The sequence below is a fragment of the Paenarthrobacter sp. NPDC057355 genome (assembly GCF_042667405.1).
Lineage (GTDB): Bacteria > Actinomycetota > Actinomycetes > Actinomycetales > Micrococcaceae > Arthrobacter.
Genome location: NZ_JBHVAL010000001.1, coordinates 529,182 through 552,993, shown reverse-complemented (window position 1 = coordinate 552,993; position 23,812 = coordinate 529,182). Strand labels below are relative to the sequence as shown.

Annotated in this window: 20 protein-coding genes and 1 tRNA gene; 6 read left to right on the top strand and 15 right to left on the bottom strand. The window is 62.6% G+C overall.

What is annotated here, in order from left to right; translation table 11 throughout:
- Positions 1–44 precede the first annotated feature (44 nt).
- From ACFUOZ_RS02540 to ACFUOZ_RS02510, 7 genes are all read right to left on the bottom strand, one after another.
- The gene (locus tag ACFUOZ_RS02540; protein ID WP_377544448.1) at positions 45–1,526 is read right to left on the bottom strand and encodes an oligosaccharide flippase family protein; all 1,482 of its coding nucleotides are present in this window, start codon (positions 1,524–1,526) and stop codon (positions 45–47) included.
- A 67-nt stretch (positions 1,527–1,593) separates the two neighbouring features.
- Positions 1,594–2,256 carry an acetyltransferase gene (locus tag ACFUOZ_RS02535; protein ID WP_377544446.1) on the bottom strand — a complete coding sequence of 221 codons (663 nt, stop codon included), beginning with the start codon at positions 2,254–2,256 and terminating at the stop codon, positions 1,594–1,596.
- A complete protein-coding gene (locus ACFUOZ_RS02530) occupies positions 2,253–3,419 on the bottom strand; it encodes a DegT/DnrJ/EryC1/StrS family aminotransferase (protein ID WP_377544444.1) in 1,167 nt (388 codons plus the stop codon). Before ACFUOZ_RS02530 ends, ACFUOZ_RS02535 begins: the two co-directional genes overlap by 4 nt.
- A complete protein-coding gene (locus tag ACFUOZ_RS02525; protein ID WP_377544442.1) occupies positions 3,416–4,435 on the bottom strand; it encodes an NAD-dependent epimerase/dehydratase family protein in 1,020 nt (339 codons plus the stop codon). The genes ACFUOZ_RS02530 and ACFUOZ_RS02525 overlap by 4 nt, the downstream gene beginning before the upstream one ends.
- Positions 4,432–5,541, bottom strand: a complete 1,110-nt coding sequence (locus ACFUOZ_RS02520; RefSeq protein ID WP_377544440.1) for a Gfo/Idh/MocA family protein — start codon at positions 5,539–5,541, stop codon at positions 4,432–4,434. Before ACFUOZ_RS02520 ends, ACFUOZ_RS02525 begins: the two co-directional genes overlap by 4 nt.
- A gap of 61 nt (positions 5,542–5,602) precedes the next feature.
- Positions 5,603–7,276, bottom strand: a complete 1,674-nt coding sequence (locus ACFUOZ_RS02515) for a sugar transferase (protein ID WP_377544438.1) — start codon at positions 7,274–7,276, stop codon at positions 5,603–5,605.
- 301 nt (positions 7,277–7,577) lie between these two features.
- Positions 7,578–7,826: a hypothetical protein gene (locus ACFUOZ_RS02510; protein ID WP_377544435.1), complete on the bottom strand. Its 249-nt coding sequence runs from the start codon at positions 7,824–7,826 to the stop codon at positions 7,578–7,580.
- A 39-nt stretch (positions 7,827–7,865) separates the two neighbouring features.
- Here ACFUOZ_RS02510 and ACFUOZ_RS02505 point away from each other — a divergent pair, with 39 nt between their 5' ends.
- Positions 7,866–8,099 carry a DUF5703 family protein gene (locus tag ACFUOZ_RS02505; protein ID WP_377544433.1) on the top strand — a complete coding sequence of 78 codons (234 nt, stop codon included), beginning with the start codon at positions 7,866–7,868 and terminating at the stop codon, positions 8,097–8,099.
- A 10-nt stretch (positions 8,100–8,109) separates the two neighbouring features.
- Here ACFUOZ_RS02505 and ACFUOZ_RS02500 read toward each other — a convergent pair whose 3' ends face one another.
- Positions 8,110–9,270, bottom strand: a complete 1,161-nt coding sequence (locus tag ACFUOZ_RS02500; RefSeq protein ID WP_377544431.1) for an acyl-CoA dehydrogenase family protein — start codon at positions 9,268–9,270, stop codon at positions 8,110–8,112.
- A gap of 28 nt (positions 9,271–9,298) precedes the next feature.
- Complete coding sequence (locus ACFUOZ_RS02495; RefSeq protein ID WP_377544429.1) at positions 9,299–10,603, bottom strand: M20/M25/M40 family metallo-hydrolase; 1,305 nt, start codon at positions 10,601–10,603, stop codon at positions 9,299–9,301.
- A gap of 263 nt (positions 10,604–10,866) precedes the next feature.
- On the opposite strand from ACFUOZ_RS02495, the gene ACFUOZ_RS02490 reads away from it, so the two are divergent.
- Positions 10,867–10,949: transfer RNA gene (locus ACFUOZ_RS02490), tRNA-Leu, on the top strand.
- Positions 10,950–11,051: 102 nt separating this feature from the next.
- Here ACFUOZ_RS02490 and ACFUOZ_RS02485 read toward each other — a convergent pair.
- The 3 genes from ACFUOZ_RS02485 to ACFUOZ_RS02475 are packed head-to-tail and all read right to left on the bottom strand — an operon-like array spanning position 11,052 to position 14,674.
- Positions 11,052–11,975, bottom strand: coding sequence for a MaoC/PaaZ C-terminal domain-containing protein (locus ACFUOZ_RS02485; RefSeq protein WP_377544427.1), 924 nt, complete (start codon positions 11,973–11,975; stop codon positions 11,052–11,054).
- Positions 11,972–13,312, bottom strand: a complete 1,341-nt coding sequence (locus ACFUOZ_RS02480; protein WP_377544425.1) for a 3-oxoacyl-ACP reductase — start codon at positions 13,310–13,312, stop codon at positions 11,972–11,974. Before ACFUOZ_RS02480 ends, ACFUOZ_RS02485 begins: the two co-directional genes overlap by 4 nt.
- A gap of 9 nt (positions 13,313–13,321) precedes the next feature.
- On the bottom strand, positions 13,322–14,674 hold the full coding sequence (locus ACFUOZ_RS02475) for an acetyl-CoA C-acetyltransferase (RefSeq protein ID WP_377544423.1): 1,353 nt from the start codon (positions 14,672–14,674) through the stop codon (positions 13,322–13,324).
- A 61-nt stretch (positions 14,675–14,735) separates the two neighbouring features.
- Here ACFUOZ_RS02475 and ACFUOZ_RS02470 point away from each other — a divergent pair, with 61 nt between their 5' ends.
- Positions 14,736–15,437: a TetR/AcrR family transcriptional regulator gene (locus tag ACFUOZ_RS02470; protein WP_377544421.1), complete on the top strand. Its 702-nt coding sequence runs from the start codon at positions 14,736–14,738 to the stop codon at positions 15,435–15,437.
- Positions 15,438–15,484: 47 nt separating this feature from the next.
- Positions 15,485–17,584 (top strand): acyl-CoA dehydrogenase, encoded by a 2,100-nt coding sequence (locus tag ACFUOZ_RS02465; RefSeq protein WP_377544419.1) that lies wholly within the window; start codon positions 15,485–15,487, stop codon positions 17,582–17,584.
- 122 nt (positions 17,585–17,706) lie between these two features.
- On the opposite strand, the gene glgA is transcribed toward ACFUOZ_RS02465, so the two are convergent.
- Complete coding sequence (gene glgA / locus ACFUOZ_RS02460; protein ID WP_377544416.1) at positions 17,707–18,903, bottom strand: glycogen synthase; 1,197 nt, start codon at positions 18,901–18,903, stop codon at positions 17,707–17,709.
- Between the two features lie 93 nt (positions 18,904–18,996).
- Here glgA and glgC point away from each other — a divergent pair, with 93 nt between their 5' ends.
- Complete coding sequence (glgC, locus tag ACFUOZ_RS02455) at positions 18,997–20,409, top strand: glucose-1-phosphate adenylyltransferase (protein WP_377544413.1); 1,413 nt, start codon at positions 18,997–18,999, stop codon at positions 20,407–20,409.
- Positions 20,410–20,477: 68 nt separating this feature from the next.
- Positions 20,478–21,929, top strand: a complete 1,452-nt coding sequence (locus ACFUOZ_RS02450; RefSeq protein WP_377544410.1) for an SDR family NAD(P)-dependent oxidoreductase — start codon at positions 20,478–20,480, stop codon at positions 21,927–21,929.
- A 94-nt stretch (positions 21,930–22,023) separates the two neighbouring features.
- Here ACFUOZ_RS02450 and ACFUOZ_RS02445 read toward each other — a convergent pair whose 3' ends face one another.
- Positions 22,024–22,875, bottom strand: a complete 852-nt coding sequence (locus ACFUOZ_RS02445) for a transglutaminase N-terminal domain-containing protein (protein ID WP_377544407.1) — start codon at positions 22,873–22,875, stop codon at positions 22,024–22,026.
- Positions 22,872–23,798: an alpha-E domain-containing protein gene (locus tag ACFUOZ_RS02440; RefSeq protein ID WP_377544404.1), complete on the bottom strand. Its 927-nt coding sequence runs from the start codon at positions 23,796–23,798 to the stop codon at positions 22,872–22,874. Before ACFUOZ_RS02440 ends, ACFUOZ_RS02445 begins: the two co-directional genes overlap by 4 nt.
- Positions 23,799–23,812 lie beyond the last annotated feature (14 nt).

Here is a 23,812-nt window from a genome sequence, read left to right as displayed (position 1 = left end):
AGAAGATCATTCTGGGTAAAGCACCCACCGTATGACTGACCATGTCAGCTCCGCTCGATGACGCGCTTGCCGGGTAGCCGTACCTTGACGGCGTGGGGAAGGAACGGCCACAGCATGGGCGACGCTGCTCCTGCGTATGCAGCCAGCCCCGTAGCCCCACCAACGGCGAGGGAGAGGACTGGGTCGGCAAAGAGACCCGCTGCCGCCATGGCCACCAATCCACCGCACAGCGAGGCGATGAGTGGACCCGACAATGCTCTTAAAAGAACACGGTGTGCCGACACCAGGCTCTTGCGCAGCGCCAGGAGGAACAGCGAGAGCACAAGGATGATGACGAGGATGTGTGCATAAGCGGCACCCACGAGGCCGAACAGGGACAACCCCCACGCGACGCTGGGAACGAGTACAACTATGGACATGCCTTGGATGATGAATACGGCACCGGACTTGCCTATCCCCACGAGCAGGTTGGAGAGAAGAAGCGAGACCGAAAAGAGGGAGCCGTAGACTGCCAGGGCAGACAGGACCGGTGCCGCCGAAACCCACCGCTCGCCGTAGACCACGATAATCAATGGCGTCGCAAGGACCATGCACAGCATTCCTATGGGGAAAGCCAAGAGTCCAACCAGACGGGCTGCGCTCTTCAACATCCCGGTCAATCGGACCTTGTCCGTGTCGGCTGAGGAGAATGCAGGCATAGCGACACCATTGATTGTCGAAGCCAGCACAGAGGTCGGCCAGGACGCGACAGTGAAGGCCAGCATGTAGAGGCCCAATTGCTCAGTGCCCAGAGTTCGACCGATGATTGCATAGTCGGCGTTCAATAGGACATAAGTCAGCAAATTGGCGCCGGCAAGCGGCAACCCGAAACGAAGCAGCGGCCCAACTTCGCGGGGTACGAGACGCGGCCAATAGTGCCGGTCAACACTTGCCACCATCACCAGCCCACTGATGAGTTGACCCACGATCCTGGACCACGCGAAAGCCATGGCTCCATCACCGTTGGCGGCCAAAAGCACGAGCAAGCCGTTCATCGGCAGGAAGGCAATGGCACTGGCCATGAGTATTTTGCCCTGGCGGAACTCCCTGACCAGCAGAGCGCCCGGCACGGTGAATACGCCACCGAGGAATATCGAAATCGACAAAACACGGATTGGATCTGCTGCTTCCCCGGAACCCAGCGCGACAGCAAGGGGTTCTGCGGCAACAGCCGTCAGTGCCGCCAAGGAGATGCTGCTCATCAGGGCCAGCACCGCAACAGTGGGTGCTACACGTTCCGGATCCAGGTCGCGACGGGAAATGCATGAAGAAAGACCCAATTCGCCAACGCTGGACACAATGGCGTGAACCACAACTGCCACCGCGAACACCCCGAAATCGTGCGGAGACACGAGGCGCACAACCACAGCCATGATGGCCAGGTTTCCGAACTTCATCAGTACCGAATTCAAGCCGCTCCACGCGGCGCCGCGGACTGCGCGTCCCTCTACGCGCTCACGCGGAAATGAATCGGTCGCCCCGGTCATGGCTGGCTACTGGCATCGTCGATGGCTTCTCCGGACCAGGGGCGGAAACGAACACGTTCCTGCGGTATCACTGCGCACCCTCCAGCGCCGGCGTATTGCCCCGCCGGATCACGCGGGCCGGCACACCGGCCCATGTCTCATCGTCGGGCACGTCGTTCAAGACCGCAGCGCCCATGCCGATCGTCGCCTTTGCGCCGATGGACCGGCGCTCGCGGACGCTGGCATTCATCCCGATGTAGGCTGCCCGGCCAATGTGCACGTTTCCACCCAGGGATACGCCGGAGGCGAACGTTGCGTAATCACCGATGACGTCGTCGTGGGTGAAGGTTACCCCGGGCATGGCGACCACGTGGTTGCCGATGGTAACTGAAGCGGTCATGCTCACGTGGGCCAGGATGATGCTCCCCCGCCCGATCAAACACCCTTCAGGTACGTTGACGGAGGGATCGATGGCGGTGGCGTAGCGTTCGTCGTCGAGCCCGAGGCTTCGCAGCCGCATCACCACGCCCTCCCTGCCGCTTCCGGTGCCGATGCACACCAGGAGCAGGGCGTGTGGGAATTTCAGGGCGTCACGAATCGGACCCAAGACGTGCGCGCCGTCGACCACCCGCCCGAGTTTGTCCTCGTCGTCGTCGAGGATCCCAATGACGTCGAACGGGCCGCTGCTGCGGACCATGGCCAGCACTTCCCGGGCGAGTCCACTGGCTGCGATGAGGAGAAGTTCGCTCATCGTGAGCGCCCCGCAGCGCGTAGGACGGAGTCGATGACGCGGACCTGGTCGTGGAGCTCGAGTTGGTGGTAGAGCGGCAGGATGAGCGTGTGGTCGGTCAGCCGGTTGGTGGCCTCCAATGACGCACCCCCTGTGTCCTTCCCGGCGTAGGCGGGCTGGCGGTGCGCCGCCATGATGCCCCGCCGTGCGGAGATGCCGTCGTGGGCAAGATGGGTCATAAGCCCGTCCCTGCTCAACGGAAAGTCGGTGCCTGTTTCCAGCCAGCACGATTGGAAGTTGCCGGTGCCATAGTCCGGGTCGCTAACCAGACGGAGTCCTTCGACACCGGCAAATGCGTCTGCGTAGTTGGCGGCCAGTTCGCGCCGCCGGTGGATTGCCGCCCGGAGCCGGCCCAGCTGGACAAGCCCGACGGCGGCCTGAAGATCTGTCATGCGGTAGTTGAACCCGACTTCGAGGTACTCCTCCGCCGGGGCAAGGATGCTGGCATGACGGTCCGCGGCGGAGACGCTCATGGCGTGTTCCCTGAGGCGCCGTGCCCTGTCCGCGAAGTCCTGCCGCGGGGTCGAGAGCATGCCGCCCTCCCCGGTGGTGAGGATCTTGCGGGGATGGAAGGACCAGGCCGCGAGCTCTGCACCAGCACCAGCCGGGCGCCCACGGTAGCGGGAGCCGATGGCGCATGCCGCGTCTTCAACGACGATGATCCCACGGGGGTCGCACAGTGCGCGGATGGGGTCCAGGTCAACCGGTACACCTCCTTGGTCCACGGCGATGACCGCTTTTGTGTTCGGGGTCAGTGCCCTTTCCACGGTTTCTGCAGTCACGCAACCGGTGTGGAAGTCGACGTCGGCAAACACCGGACGGGCGCCGACGTAGCTGGCCGCGTTGGCGGTGGCAATGAAGGAAAAAGACGGGACCACCACATCGTCACCGGGTCCGATGCCTGCGACGGCGAGCGCCAGGTGCAGGGCCGAGGTGCAACTGGATGTGGCCACGGCATAACCGGCCGACTGTTCCGCTGCGAAGGCGTCCTCGAACTGGCGCACCTTGGGCCCTTGCGCTACCCAGCCGGAGGCGATCACCTCGGCTACGGCCTGGGCTTCCTCATGGCCCAGCCATGGCTTCATGACGTCGATGCGGGCCATCCGCGTCTCCGAAATGGTCATCGCGCGCCTACTGTCGGAGTGTCGGGCTGGGTCACCAGGCGGGACGCCGCGATTTCAGCGCGAAGCGGCCGCCACCATGCAACGAGGGTGCGCAGGCCGTCTTCGAGTCCGATTGCCGCTTCGAATCCGAGGTCATCCCTGGCGGCCGTGGTGTCCGCCAGTCGCCGGGCAACCCCATTGACGGCGCGTTCCGGGCCATGCTCCAGATACAGCGATGATTCCATGACCCGGAGCAGGATCTGCGCCAACCCCGCCAAACTGGTCTCAGTACCGCTGGCCACGTTGTAGACACCTTCGTGGACATCACTGACTGCCGCGAGAACATTTGCCCTGGCCACATCGTGGGTGTGGACGAAGTCCATGGTCTGCTGGCCGCTGCCGAAGATCATGGGCGGCAGGCCGTCGTCGATCCGTTCCATCCAGCGCACCAAGACCTCGGTGTAGAGGCCGTGAACGTCCATGCGGGGTCCGTAAACGTTGAAGTAGCGCAGCAGGACGTAGTCCAGGCCCGACATTGCGCGGAAGCTCCTGGCCATCCCTTCGTTGAAGGACTTTGCCGCTCCATAGAAGGTGTCGTTGTTGTGATGGTGGTGGCTTTCCCTGGTGGGGAATTGTTCGGCCATCCCGTAGACAGAGGCGCTTGACGCGGAGACGAGCTTACCCACTTTATGGTTCACGGCTGCTTCGTACACGTTGAAGGTGCCGTCCACCAGGACTTCGAGGGCCAGCCTTGGTTCTTCGGCGCATTGGGTAATGCGGATGGCTGCCTGATGGAACACGAGGTCCTTGCCGCGGGTGAGGTCGTTGACGAGGTCCCGGTCCCGCAGGTCCCCTTCGACGAGTTGGACACGCTCGCTGGCAAGGGCGTCGTCCAGATTGGCACGCCTGCCGCGCACCAGGTTGTCCAGCACATCAACGTGGGCCACACCGGCGTCGAGCAGTTGGTCCACAAGGGTGGAACCGATGGTTCCGGCGCCTCCGGTGACCAGGACGTTGGCGCCCAGGAGCTCTTTCATCGCGCAACCTGGAGATTGGTCTCGTTGCCGGCCACGATGGTGGACCTTCCATCGGTGCCGAGGCTTTGCGTCACGGCCTCCAGGACGGACAGAACCCGCAGTCCGGATTCGCCGCTGGTGCGTGGCATGGTGTGGTTCCGGATGGAGGTGGCGAGTTCTGCCACAACCTGCCCCAGGGGTTCACGTTCCTGGAGGGCAGGGGACCACGTATCGCCCAGACGGTACGAGATCGCTGTGGTTTTCTTGTCGGCGGCAGTCCGAGGTTGGTGTTCCAGGCTTACCCCACGGTCATAGACGCTGAGCCGTTGCTGGGGATTCAGGTCGTCCCAGACGAGGGTCCGCTTTGACCCTCCGATGATCATTTGCCTGATTTTGGTGGGGCTGAGCCAGTTAACGTGGATGTGGACCATGGCGTCGTTGGGCAGGCCGAAGGTCAGATGTCCCACGCAGTCCCGGCCGGTACCCAAGGGGTCCGCGCCGTGGGCCGAGATTTCGGTGGGGTGCAAGCCGCCTGGGAGGACGAAGTCGAGGATGGAAAGGTCATGGGGTGCCAGGTCCCAGAACACGTTGACGTCCGGTTGGACGAGTCCGAGGTTGATCCGAACCGAGTCGACATACAGGATGTCACCCAGTGCCCCGCTGGCCACGAGCTCCTGGATCTTGAGCACGGCCGGGGTGAAGCAGTACGTATGGTCGGCCATCAGCACCAGTCCCCTGGCGTTGGCTTCATCCACCATCTCCAGTCCCTTGGCGCGGCTGTCGGCCAGCGGCTTCTCCACCAGGACGTGCTTGCCTGCGCGCAGGGCGGTCATCACCACGCCGTGATGCGTATGGGCAGGTGTCGCGACGGCGACGGCGTCCAGGTTGTAGGTGTCCAGCAGTTCGTCCAAGGACTCGACGACGGCCACCCCGCCCACCGATTCAGCAAGTTTCATCCCGCGTTCGACGTCGAGGTCGCAGATAGCTACAAGGTCCCAGTCCGGGCTGGCTTTGAGGTTTCGTGCGAGGTTTGGCCCCCAATAGCCTGCACCGACTACCGCTATGCGCAGCCTGGGCCGCAGGCCGTTGCCGTTGAGGTGTCCAGATGGAACAGTTCGTATGCTCATTTTCCACTCGGATTCTGTGTTGGTAGCAGGGTCGTTGGTTACCTGGCCGTACATGCAGTGACTAGTAGGCTCCCGATGGCCGGATCATGGCTCTGAAGGTGCGCCACATGATCATCACGTCCCCCGCGATGGACCAGTTCTCTACGTAGTAGAGATCGAGCCGGACCGCTTCATCCCACGGAAGGTCGGACCGTCCATTGATTTGCCACAGCCCGGTAATACCGGGCTTGATCAGGAGCCGGCGGTGGGTATGGCGTTCGTAACCATTGACTTCCCGCGCCAACGGCGGGCGTGGACCCACCAGGCTCATGTTTCCCATCAGGACGTTCCAGAACTGTGGCAGTTCGTCCAGGGAGTACTTGCGCATCCATCGGCCACACGTGGTGACGCGGGGGTCGCTGCGGATCTTGAAAAGGACGCCTGCTCCTTCGTCCTGGTTGTCGAGCTCGTTTACGAGGGACTCGGCGTCAGCCACCATGGACCGGAATTTCAGCATCTGGAATGTGGAGCCTTGCTTGCCGATCCGTTCCTGCCGGAAAAGCACCGGTCCGGGACTGTCCGCGCTGACGATTATCGCCAGGAGCAACAAGGCGGGTGAGAGGACAACCAGCGCAAGGGCGGAAACCGCGATATCCATCAGACGTTTGAGTGTGTGCTTGCCCCCCGAATAATGCGGAATGTCCACGTGCATCAGTGGCAGGCCTTCCACCGGCCGCCAGTGGATCCTCGGGCCGGCCACGTTGGTCAGCGTGGCCGCCAAGACCAATTCGGCTGCGTCTTCTTCCAAGCGCCATCCGAGTTCCCTGATGAACTGGTTTCCGCCGGGTACAGGACCTGCCACAATTACGGCGTTGGCCCCGGTCTGGCGGACGGTGTGGGCTATTCCGTACAGGGACGACAGGACAGGGACTCTGACCTTGTCGACGACCAGCACGGCACCCTTTCTGGCGCCCGGGAGGCAAGCGCCCACGATGTCGTAGGGAGCACCGGACCTGCGGTTGATCTGTTTGATGACGTACCGGACATCCTGTGGCTCCCCCACCACGATGGCGCGGGACAGGCAGCGTCCACGTGACTTTTCATGGGTCAGCCATCTGCGGAAGCTCCATCTGCTGCCGGTCAGTGCCACGATGCCCAGGGGCAGGGAAACCAGGACGTAGGGGCTCACCGATTCCACCCGGAAAACGACGGCGACAATCGCCAGGAAGCCGAACACCCGGAAGCTGGCTGACAGGACCCGCTTGTATTCCTCGGCACCAACCCCAAGTACTTTCGGATCCCGTGTCCGGTAGACCTCCAGGGCTGCGAGCCAGATCATCCCCAGGATCAGCAACAGGGTCAGTTGGCGCACACCGGGATCCCCGGCAGTGAAGGGCAACCCTCCGGTGTTGAGCGCGTAACCGGCTGAAACAGCGGCGGCAACCCAGACTGTATCGGAAACGCGCAAGCAGGTGATCAGAAAATGCGTCCAGTCCTGCCTGTTCCCGTGCGGAGGTTTGACGCGTGAGCGGCGGTGGGTGACTGGCGGCACGAGGTCCAGGGTGACATCCGGCCTGGGCGCCGCCAGTCCCGCCTTTTCAGTCCGTTGTGCAGCAACGGACTTGTCAATCCAGGGAGACATCGGCGGATTGACGTGGGCAATGAGCTGTTCCGCTGGGAAGGCCGTCCCCACGGCGGCATGGCCTGCACCCTTGGGTGCTGCCGCCTTGCCTAAACGCACGACTGGAACTTTCACTTTGTCAGCCTTCTCCGCAGACCGTCCATTGCCTACATATCAGTGAAGCTTCGGCCGCAGAGGGGCGCACCAGTAGTCGGTACTCAAGTTTGCGCAGCTTTACCCATTGGTGCTACGTGCGAGTACCTAGCCCGAGGCGGGGGCACTACGTGTTTGAGTGCCATCGGCATACATGAAAAAGCCCGGAAATCCGGGCCTGCAAGGGGACAAACCTGGCGGCAACAGGGCACAAAAAACCGGCCGCCGATGGCGGCCGGTTGGAATAATGTTCAGTTCAACAACATTTCAGTTCACGGACAGTTCAGTCGTCCACGCTCTCAAGCGCTTCGTCGTCGTCGTCCTCATCCTCGTCGTCGAATACCTGGAGGGGCGTGACCTCGGAGAATGACTCGTAGAGGGCATCTTCGTAGACTTCGAAGGCGTCAGCAACGGCGAAGAATGCGGCTTCGACGGTAGGATCACCCTCACCGCGTCGTGCCGATGCGGCGGCCAGATGTTCTTCCAGGGCGGCGGTCAATGATTGAAGCGCGACACGCGGATCGATGCTCATGACTTCACGTTAGCCGGAAAAAGACGAAAATGGAGAGGGATGAGAGAACAATTTCCCGGCAGCTCCGTGGAGCGCCAACGAGATTACGCCCGTCAGTACGAATACCTCGTACTGACAGTGGGACCTGATGATTCGCTCCCCGACGCCAGGCAACGACTGGCCGAACATTCGGAGTATGGCAAGTGGGAACTGGAACGCAGCGTGCTCTACATGGGCGGTGGACGTCGTTTCTGGTTGCGCCGCAAGGTCTACTCCGTACAGCGCACCGTCTAGGAACCGACAGCTAGCCCTCGAGGGGACCCAGCCAGGCACTGGCAACAGTGTTGTGCGCTGATTCGTCGTTGGAGGGATGGAAAATTCCCGCCAGGACATCCCTGTACAAACGTTCCATCTCCGAGCCGCGGAAGTAGCTCGATCCCCCAGTTACCCGAATGGCCAGGTCGACGACGTGACGTGCGTTCTCCGTGGCCCGGGATTTGACGCCCACAAGTTTGGGAAACCACTGGGAACCATGATCCACAAGGTTGTCCACGTCGCGGGCCACAGACGATATCTGCGGGTAGATGCCATCCATCGCCAAAGCCGCATCGGCTACTTTCCACCTGATATCCGGGTCTTGTGCGTAGCTTCGTCCCCCGTGCTTAGCTGAGACGCGGCGCTTCACGTTTTCCACGGCCAAAGTGAAGGCTCTCTCGGCGACGCCCGTGTACACGGCCGCCAACAACGTCTCGAAGCACGCGAAGATGGAGAAGATCAGCAGATCCCGGTTTGGCCCTACTGGCAACTTCCGGAAGATACGCTCCGCGGGTATGACGGCTCCATGCAGCAACGTAGTGTTCGAGGCACTGGCACGCATGCCCAGGGTGTCCCAGTCGCTTAAGGTCTCGTGACCAGGTTCGTCGCGGTGGAGGAAACCGAACACCAGTTCCCCTTCGCCGTCCCTGGCGTCAGGGTCCTTGCCGAAGGTGCCCAACCGGGTCCATCCGCGCGAAAGGCTGGTGAAAACCTTCCGGCCCGTAAAGCGGTAACCACCGTCAGGCAGCGGCTCGGCGACGGTGCCCGAATCGAACAACATGGAATCGTTGCCGGCCTCGGAAATGCCGAAGGCGAAGATTTCGCCCTTCCCGGCTTCCTTGAGGACGAAGTCCAGCGAGTTGTCGCCCCTGTCCGCCATGACGCGCGCGACGCCGGTCCACACCAAATGCATGTTGACCGCCAGAGCGGTGGCCGGGGCAGCCGTGGCGAGCCTCTGCTGCAACGCAGCTACCGCCTCGAGACCGAGTCCCTTTCCGCCGTCGTGCTCCGGGACGAACAAGGTGAGGTATCCGGCCGCCGCCAGTTCCTCCAGGTCCTCATGAAAGAACTGGTTGTTCTGGTCGTATCCGGCAGCCCGGCCTCGCAGGCGTTCCAGGAGGGTATCGGGCAGGATTTCTTCGACAGTCATGGCAGCGCCTCCTTGGATCGGTTGCCGCTTAGTAGTTGCTCAGCAGCGTGTTCAGCACGCGGGCGCCAAACTGCAGGGATTCCGCGGGTACCCGCTCGTCGACGCCATGGAACATCCCGGTGAAATCGAGTTCGTCGGGCAGCATGAGCGGTGCGAAGCCGTATCCCGTAATGCCGATCTTGCTCAGGGATTTGTTGTCTGTACCGCCGGAGAGTGTGTACGGAAGGACCTTGGCACCGGGGTCCTCGGAGTGGAGGGCATCGATCATCGAATCAACAAGGTTGCCGGCGAAAGGCACTTCGAGGGAAACATCCTTGTTGACGTAGCTGATGTCGATTCCGTCGCCGGCCAGCTGTTTGATGGTCTCAAACACCAACTCCTGCTGACCCGGCAGGGTCCGGCAATCCACGAAGGCCTCGGCGGATTCCGGGATGACATTGTGCTTGTAGCCCGATCGCAACAGCGTGGGGTTGGAAGTGTTCTGCAAGGTGGCGCCGACAAAGCGGGCCACAGTTCCCAACTCCTTGAGGAGGATGTCCGGATTGTCGGCATCGAATTCGACGCCGGTCAGTTCAGTCACGCCGTCCAGGAACTGCCGCGTAGTGGGCGTCAGCTCCACGGGCCACTTGTATTCGCCGATGCGGGTAACTGCTGCGGCCAGCCGGGTAACAGCGTTGTCGGTGTTGATCTGGGAGCCATGTCCCGCCCGGCCGTGCGCCACCAACCGCAACCAGGACAGGCCCTTCTCCGCCGTCTGGAGCAGGTAGGTCCGTTGGCCGCCGATGGTGGCGGAGAAGCCGCCTACTTCGGAGATCGCTTCGGTGGCGCCGTCGAAGAGTTCGCGGCGGTGTTCCACGGCATACCGGGCGCCGTACGTGCCGCCGGCCTCTTCGTCGGCAAAAAACGCAAAAATGATGTCGCGCTTGGGTTTGCGTCCCGTCCGGGCGAAGTCGCGCATGACGGAGAGGATCATCGCGTCCATGTCCTTCATGTCAACAGCACCGCGGCCCCACACGAGCCCGTCCTTCAGCTCGCCGCTGAAGGGGTCCACGCTCCACTGGTCCTTCAGCGCCGGTACTACATCCAGGTGTCCATGCACCACCAATGCATCAGCGCTGGGATCTTCACCTGCCAGGCGGGTCACGACGTTGGCCCGCCCCGGCGCGGACTCGAAGATCTCTGCTTCCAGGCCGACTTCGGTGATCAGGCCGGCCGTGTACTCTGCGGCTGCACGTTCGCCGGGCCCGGTGTCGTCTCCAAAGTTTGAGGAATCTATCCTGATGAGCTCCTGGCAGATCCTGACAACTTCGTCTTCGGGGCGGATGGCAGACATGGAAACTCTCCTTGCGTGGCTGGGCTGCAGGTTCCGGTGACGCGCGGGGCCTTGCCCGCGGCCCGTCCCGTGTACCTTCAGCCTACTCATCAGTTGGACCCCGGGTGGGGAATCCGCAGTGTCCACGTCTTCCTGGGAAACGTCGATGCCTGGTTGCGGTCCTCGATTTTTCAGGCACCTGAAACCGTGTTAGAGTTTCTCTCGCTGCTTCGGCGGAATATGAAGTACTGGAAGGTACTCAATCGTCCGGTCGAACACCACCTGCGCGGGTGGCGGAATGGCAGACGCGCTAGCTTGAGGTGCTAGTCCTCGAAAGGGGGTGGGGGTTCAAGTCCCCCTCCGCGCACAAGACCAAGGCCTGGAATCCACGGATTCCAGGCCTTGTTTGTTTATTGGAAACGGCGCCCACCGTGGTGGGCGCCGCTTGTTGGTTATCCCGGGGTGTTAATTACGGCAATGCCGATACCGCCCCGAAGAAATGGCGCCTTCCGCTGCGTGGGTTCCAGGCCACGTAGTCGGAGCGTTCCCATGCACCTGAGCCGGACTGGACGGTGGCAATGTCCAAAGCCACTTTCGCTGGCAGGAAGACGGGTGCTTCGAAAGCCACATCCCAGGTGAATGCTTCCGACTTGACGGCTCCAACGTCGGCCAGGGCACGGGCTGCCAAGTACATTCCATGGGCAATGGACCCCCGCATTCCCAGGGCCTTGGCCGAGAGCACGCTCAGATGGATGGGATTGAAATCGCCGGAGACCGTGGCATAGGAGCGCCCGGTCTCCAGCCCGAGCTGCCACAGGGCGGTCGGATCCGGCGCCGAAAAATCGGCAGGCGTGGATCCCGAAGGTGCGCCCGGCTTGTCGATGCCCGGGAGGAACACGCCTTTTGCCAGGTAGGTCGAGACCCCGCGCCAAAGCAGGTCCCCGCCGCCATGTGAACGGACTTCAGCCACCACATCCAGTTGGGTTCCCGCACGATGACCTGTCATGTTCTCTGCCCACGACCTGATGTCCAGAGCTTCGCTGAAGTGGATGCCGGCACGCTGCTCCACGTGGTTCCTGAGGTGGATCATGCCCAGGAGTGGTAATGGGAAGTCGTCCCGGTTCATCACGCTCATGGCCACAGGGAAGGCCAGCGCATGGACGTAGCCGCTTGGGAGGGTATCGCTGGCCGTCTCCCCTACCATGTGCTGGTAGGCGGTGAGGTTTTCGACGTCGGCCCTGACGCCATGCACTTCGTGGCTCACCGCGGGCAGCCGGGTGCCGTCCGTGGTGGCGCCAAGGACGCGGCGGCGCGCCGCCGTCGTTGCTGCGTTGACGTAGAGCCGGGACAGCGAGGGAAGTTCCCCGAGAACTACTGGTTGCGGAGTGTTCATGCTCCCACCAGCTGTTGCCCACACACCCGGAGCACTTCTCCGGAGATGCCACCGGCGGCATCACTGGCGAGGAAGGCGATGGCTTCGGCCACGTCCTGCGGCTGGCCGCCTTGCTTCAAGGAATTCAGCCTCCGGGCAGCCTCCCTGATGGCAAACGGCATCTTCGCTGTCATCTCTGTTTCTATGAAGCCCGGGGCGACTGCGTTGATGGTTCCGCCGTACGGTTCCAGCAAGGCTGCAGTGGACCTGACCATACCGATCACGCCACCCTTTGATGCTCCGTAATTGGTTTGGCCCCTGTTGCCGGCAATGCCACTGGTGGAAGCCACCGACACGATGCGCGGAGAACCCCTGAAGTGTTCGGATGCCAGAAGTGCCTCGTTGATCCGCAGTTGGGCGGCGATGTTGACCGCGATGACGGACTGCCATCTGCCCTCGTCCATGTTTGCAAGGAGCCTGTCCCTGGTGATGCCGGCGTTGTGCACCACGATGTCCAGGCGCCCATGGCGTTCCACGGAGTGTTCGATGATCCGGTGCCCGGCGTCGGCCCGACTGATGTCCAGCTGCAGTGCGGTGCCCCTGACTTCGTTGGCCACTGCTGCCAGGTGCTCCCCGGCGGCCGGGATATCGACCACGACCACTGTTGCGCCGTCCCGGTGGAGGGTGCGGGCAATGGCCGCCCCGATCCCCCGGGCTGCTCCGGTAACAACCGCGACCTTGCCTGCCAAGGGCCTGTCGGAGTCCGTGGGCAGTACTCCCGAGGCCGACGAGACGGTCAGGAACTGTCCGTCCACGTAGGCCGAGCGGCCCGAAAGGAAGAAACGCAAGGCGCCAAGTGCCGACGGGCTGGTGGTTGCGAGGTCGTCGTCGAGGAGGATCCCGTTGGCTGTCGCTCCCGCCCGCAATTCCTTGGCCAAAGAACGCAGGAGTCCATCGATGCCTTGGCGGGCAGCCGCCGAGGCAGGCGTGGGTGCGGACTGCGGTGCCCGGGACATGGTGATCACCCGGGCATTCGGTGCGAGGTCACGAAGGGAAGCTGCCGCCGCGAGGACGGTCTTGGAGAGGTCCTCCGGATGCTGCACGGCGTCCAGCACCAGGATGATGGCTCCCAGCTTTTCCTTGGGGAGGGCATTCCTTCGAACATCCAGTCCCCAGCCAAGAAGGGTGGTGGCGACGTCGTCGCTTCCTGCGCTGTCACCGCTGACCAGGACCGGCCCGGTCACCAGCGGTGCGCCTGGCTTGTACCGTCGCAGCTCCACGGGCTGGGGCAAGCCCAGCTTCTTCGCAACATTCCTGCCCAGGCCCTGGCTGACGAGCTGTGTGTACTTGTCTGTCATTGAGTTCTCCTATGCTGCTTCCAGAATCGCGACAACACCCTGGCCGCCTGCTGCGCAAACCGAGATCAGGCCGCGTGCCGGGCGCCCGTCAACAGTTCCCTTTTCATGGAGCATCTTCGCAAGGGAAGCCACGATCCGACCGCCGGTAGCCGCAAACGGATGGCCTGCAGCCAGCGATGAGCCATTGACGTTGAGCTTGGCCCGGTCGACTTTGCCCAGCGCGCCATCGAGCCCGAGGCGGTTGCGGCCGAATTCTTCGTCTTCCCACGCGGCCAGGGTGCTCAGGACAGTCCCGGCGAAGGCCTCGTGGATTTCAAAGAAGTCAATGTCCTCAAATGTCAGGCCGTGGCGTGCCAACAGGCGTGGAACAGCGAACACGGGAGCCATCAGCAGTCCGTCCTTGCCGTGGACAAAGTCAACCGCCGCCGCTTCGCCGTCCAGGACTGTGGCAAGCTTGGGCAGCTTGTGGTGGTCCGCCCACTCTTCCGTTGCCAGCAGAACTGTCGATGCGCCGTCGGTCAGGGGTGTGGAGTTGCCCGCGGTCATGGTCGCCTCGGAGCCGAGGTTCTTGCCGAAGACAGGCTTCAGGGTTGCAAGCTTCTCCAGGGTTGTGTCGGGGCGAAGGTTCGAGTCCCGGCTAAGGCCTCGGTACGGGGTGATGAGGTCATCAAAGAACCCGCGCTCATAGGCGGCGGCAAGGTTGCGGTGGCTGTTGAAGGCAAGCTCGTCCTGGGCCTCGCGGCTGATGTTCCACTGCGCAGTCGTAAGGGCCTGGTGTTCACCCATCGACAGGCCCGTCCGCGGCTCGCCGGTGTTGGGGGCATCCGGGGCCAGGTCCTTGGGCCGGATGCGGCCGATGATCTTCAATTTCTGCACCGGAGTCTTGGCGCGGTTGAGGTCGAGCAGGATTTCCCTGAGACCCTCGCTTACGGCGATAGGCGCATCTGATGCCGAGTCCACGCCGCCGGCAATGGCGGACTCGATCTGCCCCAACTTGATCTTGTTCGACAGGCCGATCACGGTCTCCAAGCCTGTTGCACACGCTTGCTGGAGGTCGTAGGCAGGGGTCTCCGGTGACAGGGCGGAACCCAGGACTGCCTCGCGGGTGAGGTTGAAATCCCTTGAGTGCTTGAGGACGGCCCCGGCAGCTACTTCGCCGATGCGTTCGTCCTGCAGTCCGAACCTGGCAATCAACCCCTCCAGTGCTGCCGTGAGCATGTCCTGGTTGGAGGACTTCACATAGGCGCCGCCGGTACGGGCGAAAGGAATGCGGTTGCCGCCCACAACGAAGGCGCGTCGCGTTTGCTGGGGTGTGGTGGTGCGTTCCGGGCTTCGGCCGGTGGTCGCGTCTTCTGCAGCCATGCTTGTCTCCTTCGATCAATGCCAGTTACTGATACCCAGCGTACCTGATACGCTGGGTATCGTGAACAGCCCCCAACAGGAATTCCCTACCGCCGCAGAGGCTCCCCCGGGCGAGGCCTCCGCCGCGATTGACGGCCGGGCCTCCCGCTGGCAGTCCCATCGTGAAGAGCGGCGTCGCGAACTCATTAAGGCGGCGCGGAAGGCAGTCCACCGACTCGGAAGTGATGCCTCCATGGAGGACATCGCCGGCGCCGCGGGCACATCCAAGTCGGTGTTCTATCGCTATTTTGGTGACAAGGCCGGCCTCCAACAGGCCATGGGTGAGGTGGTCCTGGGGCAAATGCAGCGCCGCATGCGGGAAGCTGCCCAGCTCGCGCAAACACCCCGCGAAGGGCTGTATGCCATGGTGTCTGCATACCTGCAAATGGCCGAGTCGAGTCCCAACGTCTACGCGTTCATTACAAGGCTCACGCCGGGTGAAGCATCCGCGCAGGATGCCATCGCGGCGTCCGGTGCACTGGGGAACTTTTTCGAGCAGATCACCGAGATGATCGCCACGCCCATGCGTGAGCATCTCGGCGGCGAAAAGGAAGCGGTAATCGTCTATTGGCCCACCGCGGCCATAGGTTTGGTCCGAAACGCCGGCGAGATGTGGCTCGGAAGTCCAGCAGGCGCTGGAAAGCCGGACCAGGCGGCGATGGCCGGACAAATCACCGACTGGTTGTGCCTGGGCATCGCCCCGCAGCTGAAGGCCACCACATGACAGCAGCAAATGACTCATCAGTTATCGGAACCAAAGAAGGAATCAACATGACTGAAGTAGTGGACCGGGCCTCATCGGCCAACAAGCCGGCAGGCCGCGAGGACGCCGCCACTGCCGCCGAACCGAAAGTCGATGTCGCGGCTCTGGGTAAGCAGCTCCTCGGCAAATGGGCGGAAATCCGGCACCAGGCACGAGAGGTGGCCGGCAACCCCGCTGTGCAGAAGATCGAGGGGCTGCAGCACACCGAGCACCGTGCCCGCGTGTTCGAACAGCTGAAATTCCTGGTGGACAACAACGCTGTCCACCGCGCCTTCCCGAAGCGCCTGGGTGGCTCGGATGACCACGGCGGAAATATTGCCGGCTTCGAGGAACTGGTCACGGCAGACCCCTCCCTCCAGATCAAGGCGGGCGTGCAGTGGGGACTGTTCGGCTCCGCCGTCATGCACCTGGGGACTGCCGAGCACCACGACAAGTGGCTGCCCGGCATCATGAGCCTGGAGATTCCCGGCTGCTTCGCCATGACGGAGACCGGTCACGGCTCGGACGTCGCGAGCATCGCCACGACCGCCACCTACGATGCCGCCAGCCAGGAATTCATCATCAACACTCCCTTCCGCGCTGCATGGAAGGACTACATCGGCAACGCGGCCAATGATGGTCTCGCTGCGGTGGTGTTCGCCCAGCTGATTACGAAGAACGTCAACCATGGCGTCCACGCCTTTTACGTGGAAATCCGTGATCCGGCCACCAAGGAGTTCCTGCCGGGCATCGGCGGCGAAGACGATGGCATCAAGGGCGGACTCAACGGTATCGACAACGGCCGCCTTCACTTCACCGATGTCCGGATCCCCCGCACCAACCTCTTGAACCGCTACGGCGACGTCGCTGCCGACGGTACCTACACCTCCAGCATCGCAAGCCCGGGACGACGCTTCTTCACCATGCTGGGTACCCTCGTCCAAGGGCGGGTTTCCTTGGATGGTGCCGCGGTTGCCGCCAGCAAGGTGGCACTGAAAACGGCCATCCAGTACGCCACTGAGCGCCGGCAGTTCAATGCCTCCTCCGCCACGGATGAAGAAGTCCTCCTGGACTACCAGAGGCACCAGCGCCGGCTCTTCACCCGCTTGGCTACCACGTACGCTGCAAGCTTCGCCCACGAACAATTGCTCCAGAAGTTCGATGACGTGTTCTCCGGTGCGCATGATACCGACGCCGACCGCCAGGACCTGGAAACGCTCGCGGCAGCCCTCAAGCCCCTGAGCACCTGGCATGCACTGGACACCCTGCAGGAATGCCGCGAAGCATGCGGCGGCGCTGGGTTCCTGATTGAGAACCGCTTCGCTTCGCTCCGTGCAGACCTCGATGTCTACGTGACGTTCGAAGGCGACAACACGGTGCTGCTGCAACTGGTGGCCAAGCGGCTCCTTGCCGATTACGCCAAGGAATTCCGGAGCGCCGACTTTGGCGTGCTGGCCCGCTACGTCGTGGACCAGGCCGCCGGCGTGGCCTTGCACCGGACCGGCTTGCGACAGGTAGCCCAGTTCGTGGCGGACAACGGTTCGGTTCAGAAGGCGGCCTTGGCCCTGCGTGACGAAGAAGGCCAGCGGACCTTGCTCGCGGACCGCGTCCAATCGATGGTTGCCGAAGTCGGAGCGGCGTTGAAGGGTGCCAACAAGCTCCCCCAACACCAGGCGGCAGCGCTCTTCAACCAACACCAGCACGAACTGATCGAAGCAGCCCAGGCCCACGCGGAACTGCTCCAATGGGAGGCGTTCACCGAAGCCCTGGCCCAGGCCCCGGATGAGGGAACCAAGCAGGTGCTGACCTGGTTGCGTGACCTCTTTGGCCTGTCCCTCATTGAGAAGCACCTGTCCTGGTACCTGATGAACGGCCGGCTTTCCATGCAGCGTGGGCGGACAGTAGGCACTTACATCAACCGGCTGTTGGTCAAGATCCGGCCACATGCAGTGGACTTGGTGGATGCCTTTGGCTACGGCCCTGAGCACCTCCGGGCGCGGATCGCCACCGGGGCTGAAGTGGAGCGTCAGGACGAGGCACGCCAATACTTCCGCGAGCAGCGCGCCAGCGGCAGCGCCCCTGCCGACGAGAAAGCCCTGCTGGCGCTGAAAGCGTCAAAGTCCCGCTAGCAGTGTTGCCGTACCGTTCGGTGAACAGTCGGGGAATTCTCCGGATTTCAACGAGTTAAAGCGCGACGGCGTCGTCCCCACCAAAGGGGGCGGCGCCGTCGTACTATTTGGCGGAACTTTTGTTACCGCAGCACTGAGCGGTACACCTCGAGAGTGGTTTCCGTGATGGATTCCCAGGAGAAGTGTTCCTCCGCCCGGCGCCTTCCAGCGATGCCCATTTCCCGGGCCCGGGCGGGGTCCGAAACGACCTCGTTCAACGCGGCAGCGAAATCACCCACGAATTTCTCCGGATCCAGCGGAGTGCCGGTGCCGTCGGTGACCTGTTCCAAGGGCACCAGCAGGCCGGTTTCGCCGTGTTGGACCACTTCGGGAATGCCTCCTGTGGCGCTGGCGACGACGGCCGCGCCGCACGCCATGGCCTCAAGGTTCACGATGCCCAGGGGTTCGTAGATGGAGGGGCAGGCAAAAGCCGTGGCATGGCTCAGGACCTGGATGAGCTCCCTGCGCGGAAGCATCCTCTCGATCAGAACCACTCCCTCACGCTTGCTCTGGAGCTCTTCGATGAGACGAGCCGTCTCCGCAGCCAGTTCGGGGGTGTCGGCGGCGCCGAGGCAAAGCACCAACTGGACATCGTCCGGGAGGCTCGAGGCCGCGCGAAGCAGGTACGGAACCCCCTTCTGACGGGTGTTGCGGCCGACGAAAACCACGCTGGGTTTGGCGGGATCGATACCCAACGCTTTCACGGCGTCGTCTTCCTCATCACGCTCCCACAGGGAGACATCGATGCCGTTATGGACCACCTTGACCTTGTCCGGATCAACGTTGGGGTAGCTCCGGAGGATGTCCTGGCGCATGCCGTCCGAGACGGCGATGATGGCAGCGGCGGCCTCGTAGGCTGTTTTTTCCACCCAGGAGGACAGCGCGTAGCCGCCTCCCAGCTGCTCGGCTTTCCACGGCCGCAGGGGCTCCAGGCTGTGGGCACTGAGCACGTGGGGAATGCCATGAAGCAGTGAAGCGAGGTGTCCGGCCATGTTGGCGTACCAGGTGTGCGAGTGGACCAGGTCCGCTCCCGCAATGTCCGGAACGATCCTGAGGTCCACGCCAAGCGTCTGGACGGCAGCGTTGGCTTCGCCAAGATCTTCGGGCGTGGCATACGAGGACACCGTTGCCCCGTGATAGTCGGCGTCGCGGGGCGCACCGAAGGCCCTGACCCGAAGGTCGACGTGCTTCGCCAGCACCCGGCTGAGCTCGGCAACGTGGACACCGGCACCGCCATAAATTTCCGGAGGGAATTCTTTAGTCACAATGTCTATTCGCACGCTACCCAACGTAGTCGTTCCGGCGTATGTGTTCTAGTGTGAAAGGGTCCGGAAAATCGGACTTTTGGGGGATACGAAGACGTACGGGGAGCAGTGACCATGGCGTTGAAGAAAGTTTTGGCAATCGTATTGGCCGGTGGCGAAGGCAACCGACTCATGCCGCTGACGGCGGACAGGGCCAAACCGGCCGTTCCGTTTGCCGGCGGCTACCGGCTAATTGACTTTGCCTTGTCCAATCTTGTTAATTCGGGATATTTGAAAATCGTTGTACTGACGCAGTACAAATCGCACAGCCTTGACCGGCACATCTCGGAGACGTGGCGCATGTCCACGCAGCTGGGCCGGTACGTCGCCTCAGTTCCGGCGCAGCAGCGTGTGGGCAAGAGCTGGTTCCTTGGCAGTGCCAATGCGATCTACCAATCGTTGAACCTGATCCATGATGACGCCCCGGACATCGTGGTAGTGGTCGGCGCGGACCACGTTTACCGCATGGACTTCTCCCAGATGGTGGAGCAGCACATTGCAAGCGGAGCCAAGGCCACCGTCGCGGCCGTACGCCAACCGCTGAACATGGCCAACCAGTTCGGCGTCATCGAAGTGGACCAGAACGATCCCCAGAAGATCGCAGCCTTCGTGGAGAAACCTGCCAGCACCCCCGGACTCGCAGCGGATCCCTCACAGTTCCTGGCTTCCATGGGCAACTATGTGTTCAATGCCGACGCCTTGGTCGAAGCGTTGCATGTGGATGCTGAACGCCTGGATACCAAACACGACATGGGTGGCGACATCATTCCCTACTTCGTGGACCAAGGCGAAGCCGGTGTCTACGACTTCACCCTTAACGACATTCCCGGTGCTACGGATCGTGACCGTACTTACTGGCGTGACGTAGGTACCATCGATTCGTTCTACGACGCCCACATGGATCTCATCTCCCCCGTGCCGGTGTTCAACCTGTATAACTCCGAGTGGCCGATCTACACCCGGCAGAGCATCTCCCCGCCTGCCAAGTTCGTCCGGGGCGGCAACAACACGGTAGGCGCCGCACTGGACTCCATCGTGGCCAGTGGTGTCGTGATCTCCGGCGGCATCGTAGAAGGCTCGGTTCTGTCCAACGATGCCTACGTTGCGGCAGGCAGCCGTGTCCAGGACTCCGTCTTGATGGACAAGGTGTATGTGGGTGAGGGGGCCGTCATTAAGAGGGCCATCCTGGATAAGAATGTCAAGGTCCCTGCAGGTGCTGCCATCGGCCTTGACCCCGCGCTGGACAAAGCCCGTGGATACAAGGTCACGGAATCCGGTATCACGGTTCTTGCCAAGGGCCAGATTGTTCCCGAGCCCGGTGAGGCCGAGCTCGAGTTGTCCGCCAAGCATCGGGCCGCATTGCCGGAGGCCGTCAAGGCGGCCACCCATCATGACCCCGACATCCGCGATTCCGCGGAAAAGGTCGCTGCAGGGATCCAATCACGGGTTACCGGCCCAGCGTCGCAAGGTGCCTCCCACTAGGACGCACGTCCTCAGCTTCACAGAACCCGAGGCAGGCCGGAGGCTCCCAAGGCTGTAAAATCAGGTCAATGAGCTCCACCGATCTGACGCCTGAAGAGATCCAGGCCTGCCTCAAGGTTCTGACCACGATCCACGTCTATGACGAAGAGCACCCGGACTACATTGCAGTCCGGCGTGCCACCGGCAAGATGTTCAAGGCCGTCAAACGCCACCGCCGTGTCACCAAGCGCGATTCCATCGCCGAAGCCGACCGCGCCGTCATCGCCCTGACGGCCACTGCGGCCCCCGATCGCATCGACGACGAGACCCGTGGCAACAAGCTCGCTCCTTCCACGACGGGTGAGATTGCCGGACACCTGATCCGTTCGCGGCCTTGCTACATCTGCAAGCAGCACTACACGCAGGTGGATGCGTTCTACCACCAACTGTGCCCCGAATGCGCAGCCTTCAGCCACAGCAAGCGCGATGCCCGCACGGATCTCACGGGTCGTCGCGCGCTGCTGACCGGCGGACGCGCCAAAATCGGCATGTACATCGCCCTGCGCCTGCTCCGGGACGGAGCCCACACCACCATCACCACCAGGTTCCCCAAAGACGCCGCGCGCCGGTTTGCCGCCATGGAGGACAGCGGCGAGTGGCTGCACCGCCTCCGGATCGTCGGCATCGATCTTCGTGATCCTGCGCAGGTCATGGCCTTGACCGACTCCCTCAACGAGGCCGGCCCGCTGGACATCATCATCAACAACGCCGCCCAAACCGTGCGCCGCTCTGGGAATGCCTACAAGCCCTTGGTCGATGCCGAGGATGAGCCTCTTCCGGCTGCCTTGGAAGCTGCAAACGGTGGTCCGGAGCTCGTGACCTTCGGCCATGCCCACGACAAACACCCGTTGGCCTTGGCCAGCAGCGTGACCGAGCACCCCGTGCTGGCAGGTGACGCCATCACTTCCCTGGCATTGTCCACCGGTTCGGCATCCTTGGAACGGATTGAGTCAGGAACCGCCATCGACGCCGGCGGCCTGGTCCCCGACCTCGCCACCATCAACAGCTGGACGCAGGTTGTCGATGAGGTGGACCCCCTTGAGATGCTGGAGGTGCAGCTCTGCAATGTCACTGCGCCGTTCCTACTGGTCAGCCGGCTGCGGGGCGCCATGAAGCGGTCCACAGCGCGCCGGAAATACATCGTCAATGTCTCTGCCATGGAGGGACAGTTCTCCCGCGCCTACAAGGGACCGGGGCACCCGCACACCAACATGGCCAAGGCTGCCTTGAACATGATGACCCGCACCAGTGCCCAGGAGATGCTGGACTCGGACGGCATCCTCATGACCGCCGTCGATACCGGCTGGATTACCGATGAGCGCCCGCACTACACCAAGGTGCGCCTCATGGAAGAAGGGTTCCACGCTCCCTTGGACCTGGTGGACGGCGCTGCCCGCGTGTACGACCCCATCGTGATGGGTGAAAAGGGCGAAGACCAGTACGGGGTGTTCCTGAAGGACTACAAGCCATCCCCTTGGTAAACCCCTTGAGTTTGTGTACAGATAAGGCCCTTAAGAGCGCTTCTTAAGGGCCTTTAAGAGCGCTTCTTAAGGGCCTTATCTGTACGAAAACTCTCTACGCGAGGCGGGTGATCTCCACCGACACGGCGAGTCCTGAACCACCGCCGCCGGAGAGGATTCCCTTCAACGGAGGCACATCCCTGTAGTCGCGGCCCCTCGCGACCGTCACGTGGTAATCGCCGGCCGGCTTGTGGTTGGTGGGGTCCCAGCTGCGCCACTCGCCATCCCACCATTCCAGCCAGGCATGGGATTGACCGGCCACAGTTTCGCCGATGCCGGCTGAGGACCTGGGATGGATGTAGCCCGAAACATAGCGGGCGGGGATTCCGCTGCAGCGCAGGGCACCGATGGCGAGGTGGGCCAGGTCCTGGCACACACCTTGGCGCTGGGTCCACGCCTGTTCAGCGTTGGTTGTCACGCCGGTGGTGCCCTTCATGTAGGTCATTTCTCCGGCCATCCACGCGAAAATCGCCAAGGCCGCCTCATGTGGATTTTTGCCCTCGACAATGCCGGGAACAATACCAAGGACTTCTTCACCGGGGCCGCTGAGACGGGACTGCGGAAGCCAATCGCTGAATTCGTCCTGCACCTTGTCGGAGGACATGACATCCCACCCGACGATGTCGTCCTCGACGGCGACCCGTTCCGTGCGGTGCACTTCCACGGTCGCTGTGGCCAACACCTCAAGGCTCTCGTGCGGCATCTGCATATCGAAGGCAGTCACGCGGGTTCCCCAATAGTCCCTGTAGCTGCTGACGGAGGCCTGATTGGGCGAGACCTTCAGCGAGGACTCCAGCACCACTTGCTGGCCGTCTGTGAGCGGAGTCATCCGGGCTTCGTTGTAGGACAACGTCACACGGCGGTTGTACTTGTAGGCCGTCTTGTGGACGATGCTCAGCCGGGTCATGAAACTTCTCCCACCCAGGCGTGTTCATCAGCCTGATTGAAGTACTTACGGGAAATTGCGTCCGATGCCTGCGTAACAGCCTTCTGCACCCGCTCCATATGCTCTGGCAGCTCGGACATCAGGTCATCGGTGCGGTGGAACTCAAGGAAAGTCCGGGCCTGTCCCACGATCCGGCGGGCATCGTTGATGAAGCCAACGCGCTGCGCCGATGGATCGAGCTTAGCCAGGCACTCATCAGCGTCGCGCAGGGCATACACGATGGAGCGTGGGAACAGGCGGTCCAGCAGCAGGAACTCGGCGGCGTGCTGGTCACCGAAAGCTGCACGCCGGGTCCGGATGAAGGACTCGTACGCGCCGGCGCATCGCAGCATGTTCACCCAGGACATTCCAGCGGACTGGACGTCACGGGTGGACAGCATCCGGGCCGTCATGTCTGCTCGCTCCAACGAGCGCCCGAGGACCATGAACAGCCAGCTCTCATCGTGGCTGACAGTGGTGTCTGCCAGGCCACGCACCATGGCTGTCCGTTCCAGCACCCAGTTGCAGAAGCGGTACGTGCCCACTACGTCCTTACGGTGCTGGTTCAGACCGTAGTAGGTAGTGTTCAGGCTCTCCCACAGTGACTGGGACACCGTTTCCCTGGCACGCCGAGCGTTTTCACGGGCGGCTCCGAGGGAACCGGCAATGGACGATGCGCTCTGTTTGTCATAGGCCAGGGCATGAAGTAACTCGGGGAGGCCGAAATCCTCGCTCTGGGGCCGCGCTCCCATGACGGCCAGAAGTTCCCTGGCCACGCTGCGCTGCTCTTCCAGGGGCAGGTGGTTCAGGCGCTCCAGGTGCACATCCAGGATCCGGGCAGTGCCGTCGGCCCGCTCTACGTAGCGGCCGATCCAAAAGAGTGACTCAGCAATACGGCTCAGCATGCGGCTGTGCCTCC

Bases quoted from the DNA above. Each gene is read 5' to 3' on its own strand.
- ACFUOZ_RS02540 (WP_377544448.1), bottom strand. From the start codon at position 1,526: ATGACCGGGGCGACCGATTCATTTCCGCGTGAGCGCGTAGAGGGACGC.
- ACFUOZ_RS02535 (WP_377544446.1), bottom strand. From the start codon at position 2,256: ATGAGCGAACTTCTCCTCATCGCAGCCAGTGGACTCGCCCGGGAAGTG.
- ACFUOZ_RS02530 (WP_377544444.1), bottom strand. From the start codon at position 3,419: ATGACCATTTCGGAGACGCGGATGGCCCGCATCGACGTCATGAAGCCA.
- ACFUOZ_RS02525 (WP_377544442.1), bottom strand. From the start codon at position 4,435: ATGAAAGAGCTCCTGGGCGCCAACGTCCTGGTCACCGGAGGCGCCGGA.
- ACFUOZ_RS02520 (WP_377544440.1), bottom strand. From the start codon at position 5,541: ATGAGCATACGAACTGTTCCATCTGGACACCTCAACGGCAACGGCCTG.
- ACFUOZ_RS02510 (WP_377544435.1), bottom strand. From the start codon at position 7,826: ATGAGCATCGATCCGCGTGTCGCGCTTCAATCATTGACCGCCGCCCTG.
- ACFUOZ_RS02505 (WP_377544433.1), top strand. From the start codon at position 7,866: ATGAGAGAACAATTTCCCGGCAGCTCCGTGGAGCGCCAACGAGATTAC.
- ACFUOZ_RS02500 (WP_377544431.1), bottom strand. From the start codon at position 9,270: ATGACTGTCGAAGAAATCCTGCCCGATACCCTCCTGGAACGCCTGCGA.
- ACFUOZ_RS02495 (WP_377544429.1), bottom strand. From the start codon at position 10,603: ATGTCTGCCATCCGCCCCGAAGACGAAGTTGTCAGGATCTGCCAGGAG.
- ACFUOZ_RS02485 (WP_377544427.1), bottom strand. From the start codon at position 11,975: ATGAACACTCCGCAACCAGTAGTTCTCGGGGAACTTCCCTCGCTGTCC.
- ACFUOZ_RS02480 (WP_377544425.1), bottom strand. From the start codon at position 13,312: ATGACAGACAAGTACACACAGCTCGTCAGCCAGGGCCTGGGCAGGAAT.
- ACFUOZ_RS02475 (WP_377544423.1), bottom strand. From the start codon at position 14,674: ATGGCTGCAGAAGACGCGACCACCGGCCGAAGCCCGGAACGCACCACC.
- ACFUOZ_RS02465 (WP_377544419.1), top strand. From the start codon at position 15,485: ATGACTGAAGTAGTGGACCGGGCCTCATCGGCCAACAAGCCGGCAGGC.
- ACFUOZ_RS02450 (WP_377544410.1), top strand. From the start codon at position 20,478: ATGAGCTCCACCGATCTGACGCCTGAAGAGATCCAGGCCTGCCTCAAG.
- ACFUOZ_RS02445 (WP_377544407.1), bottom strand. From the start codon at position 22,875: ATGACCCGGCTGAGCATCGTCCACAAGACGGCCTACAAGTACAACCGC.
- ACFUOZ_RS02440 (WP_377544404.1), bottom strand. From the start codon at position 23,798: ATGCTGAGCCGTATTGCTGAGTCACTCTTTTGGATCGGCCGCTACGTA.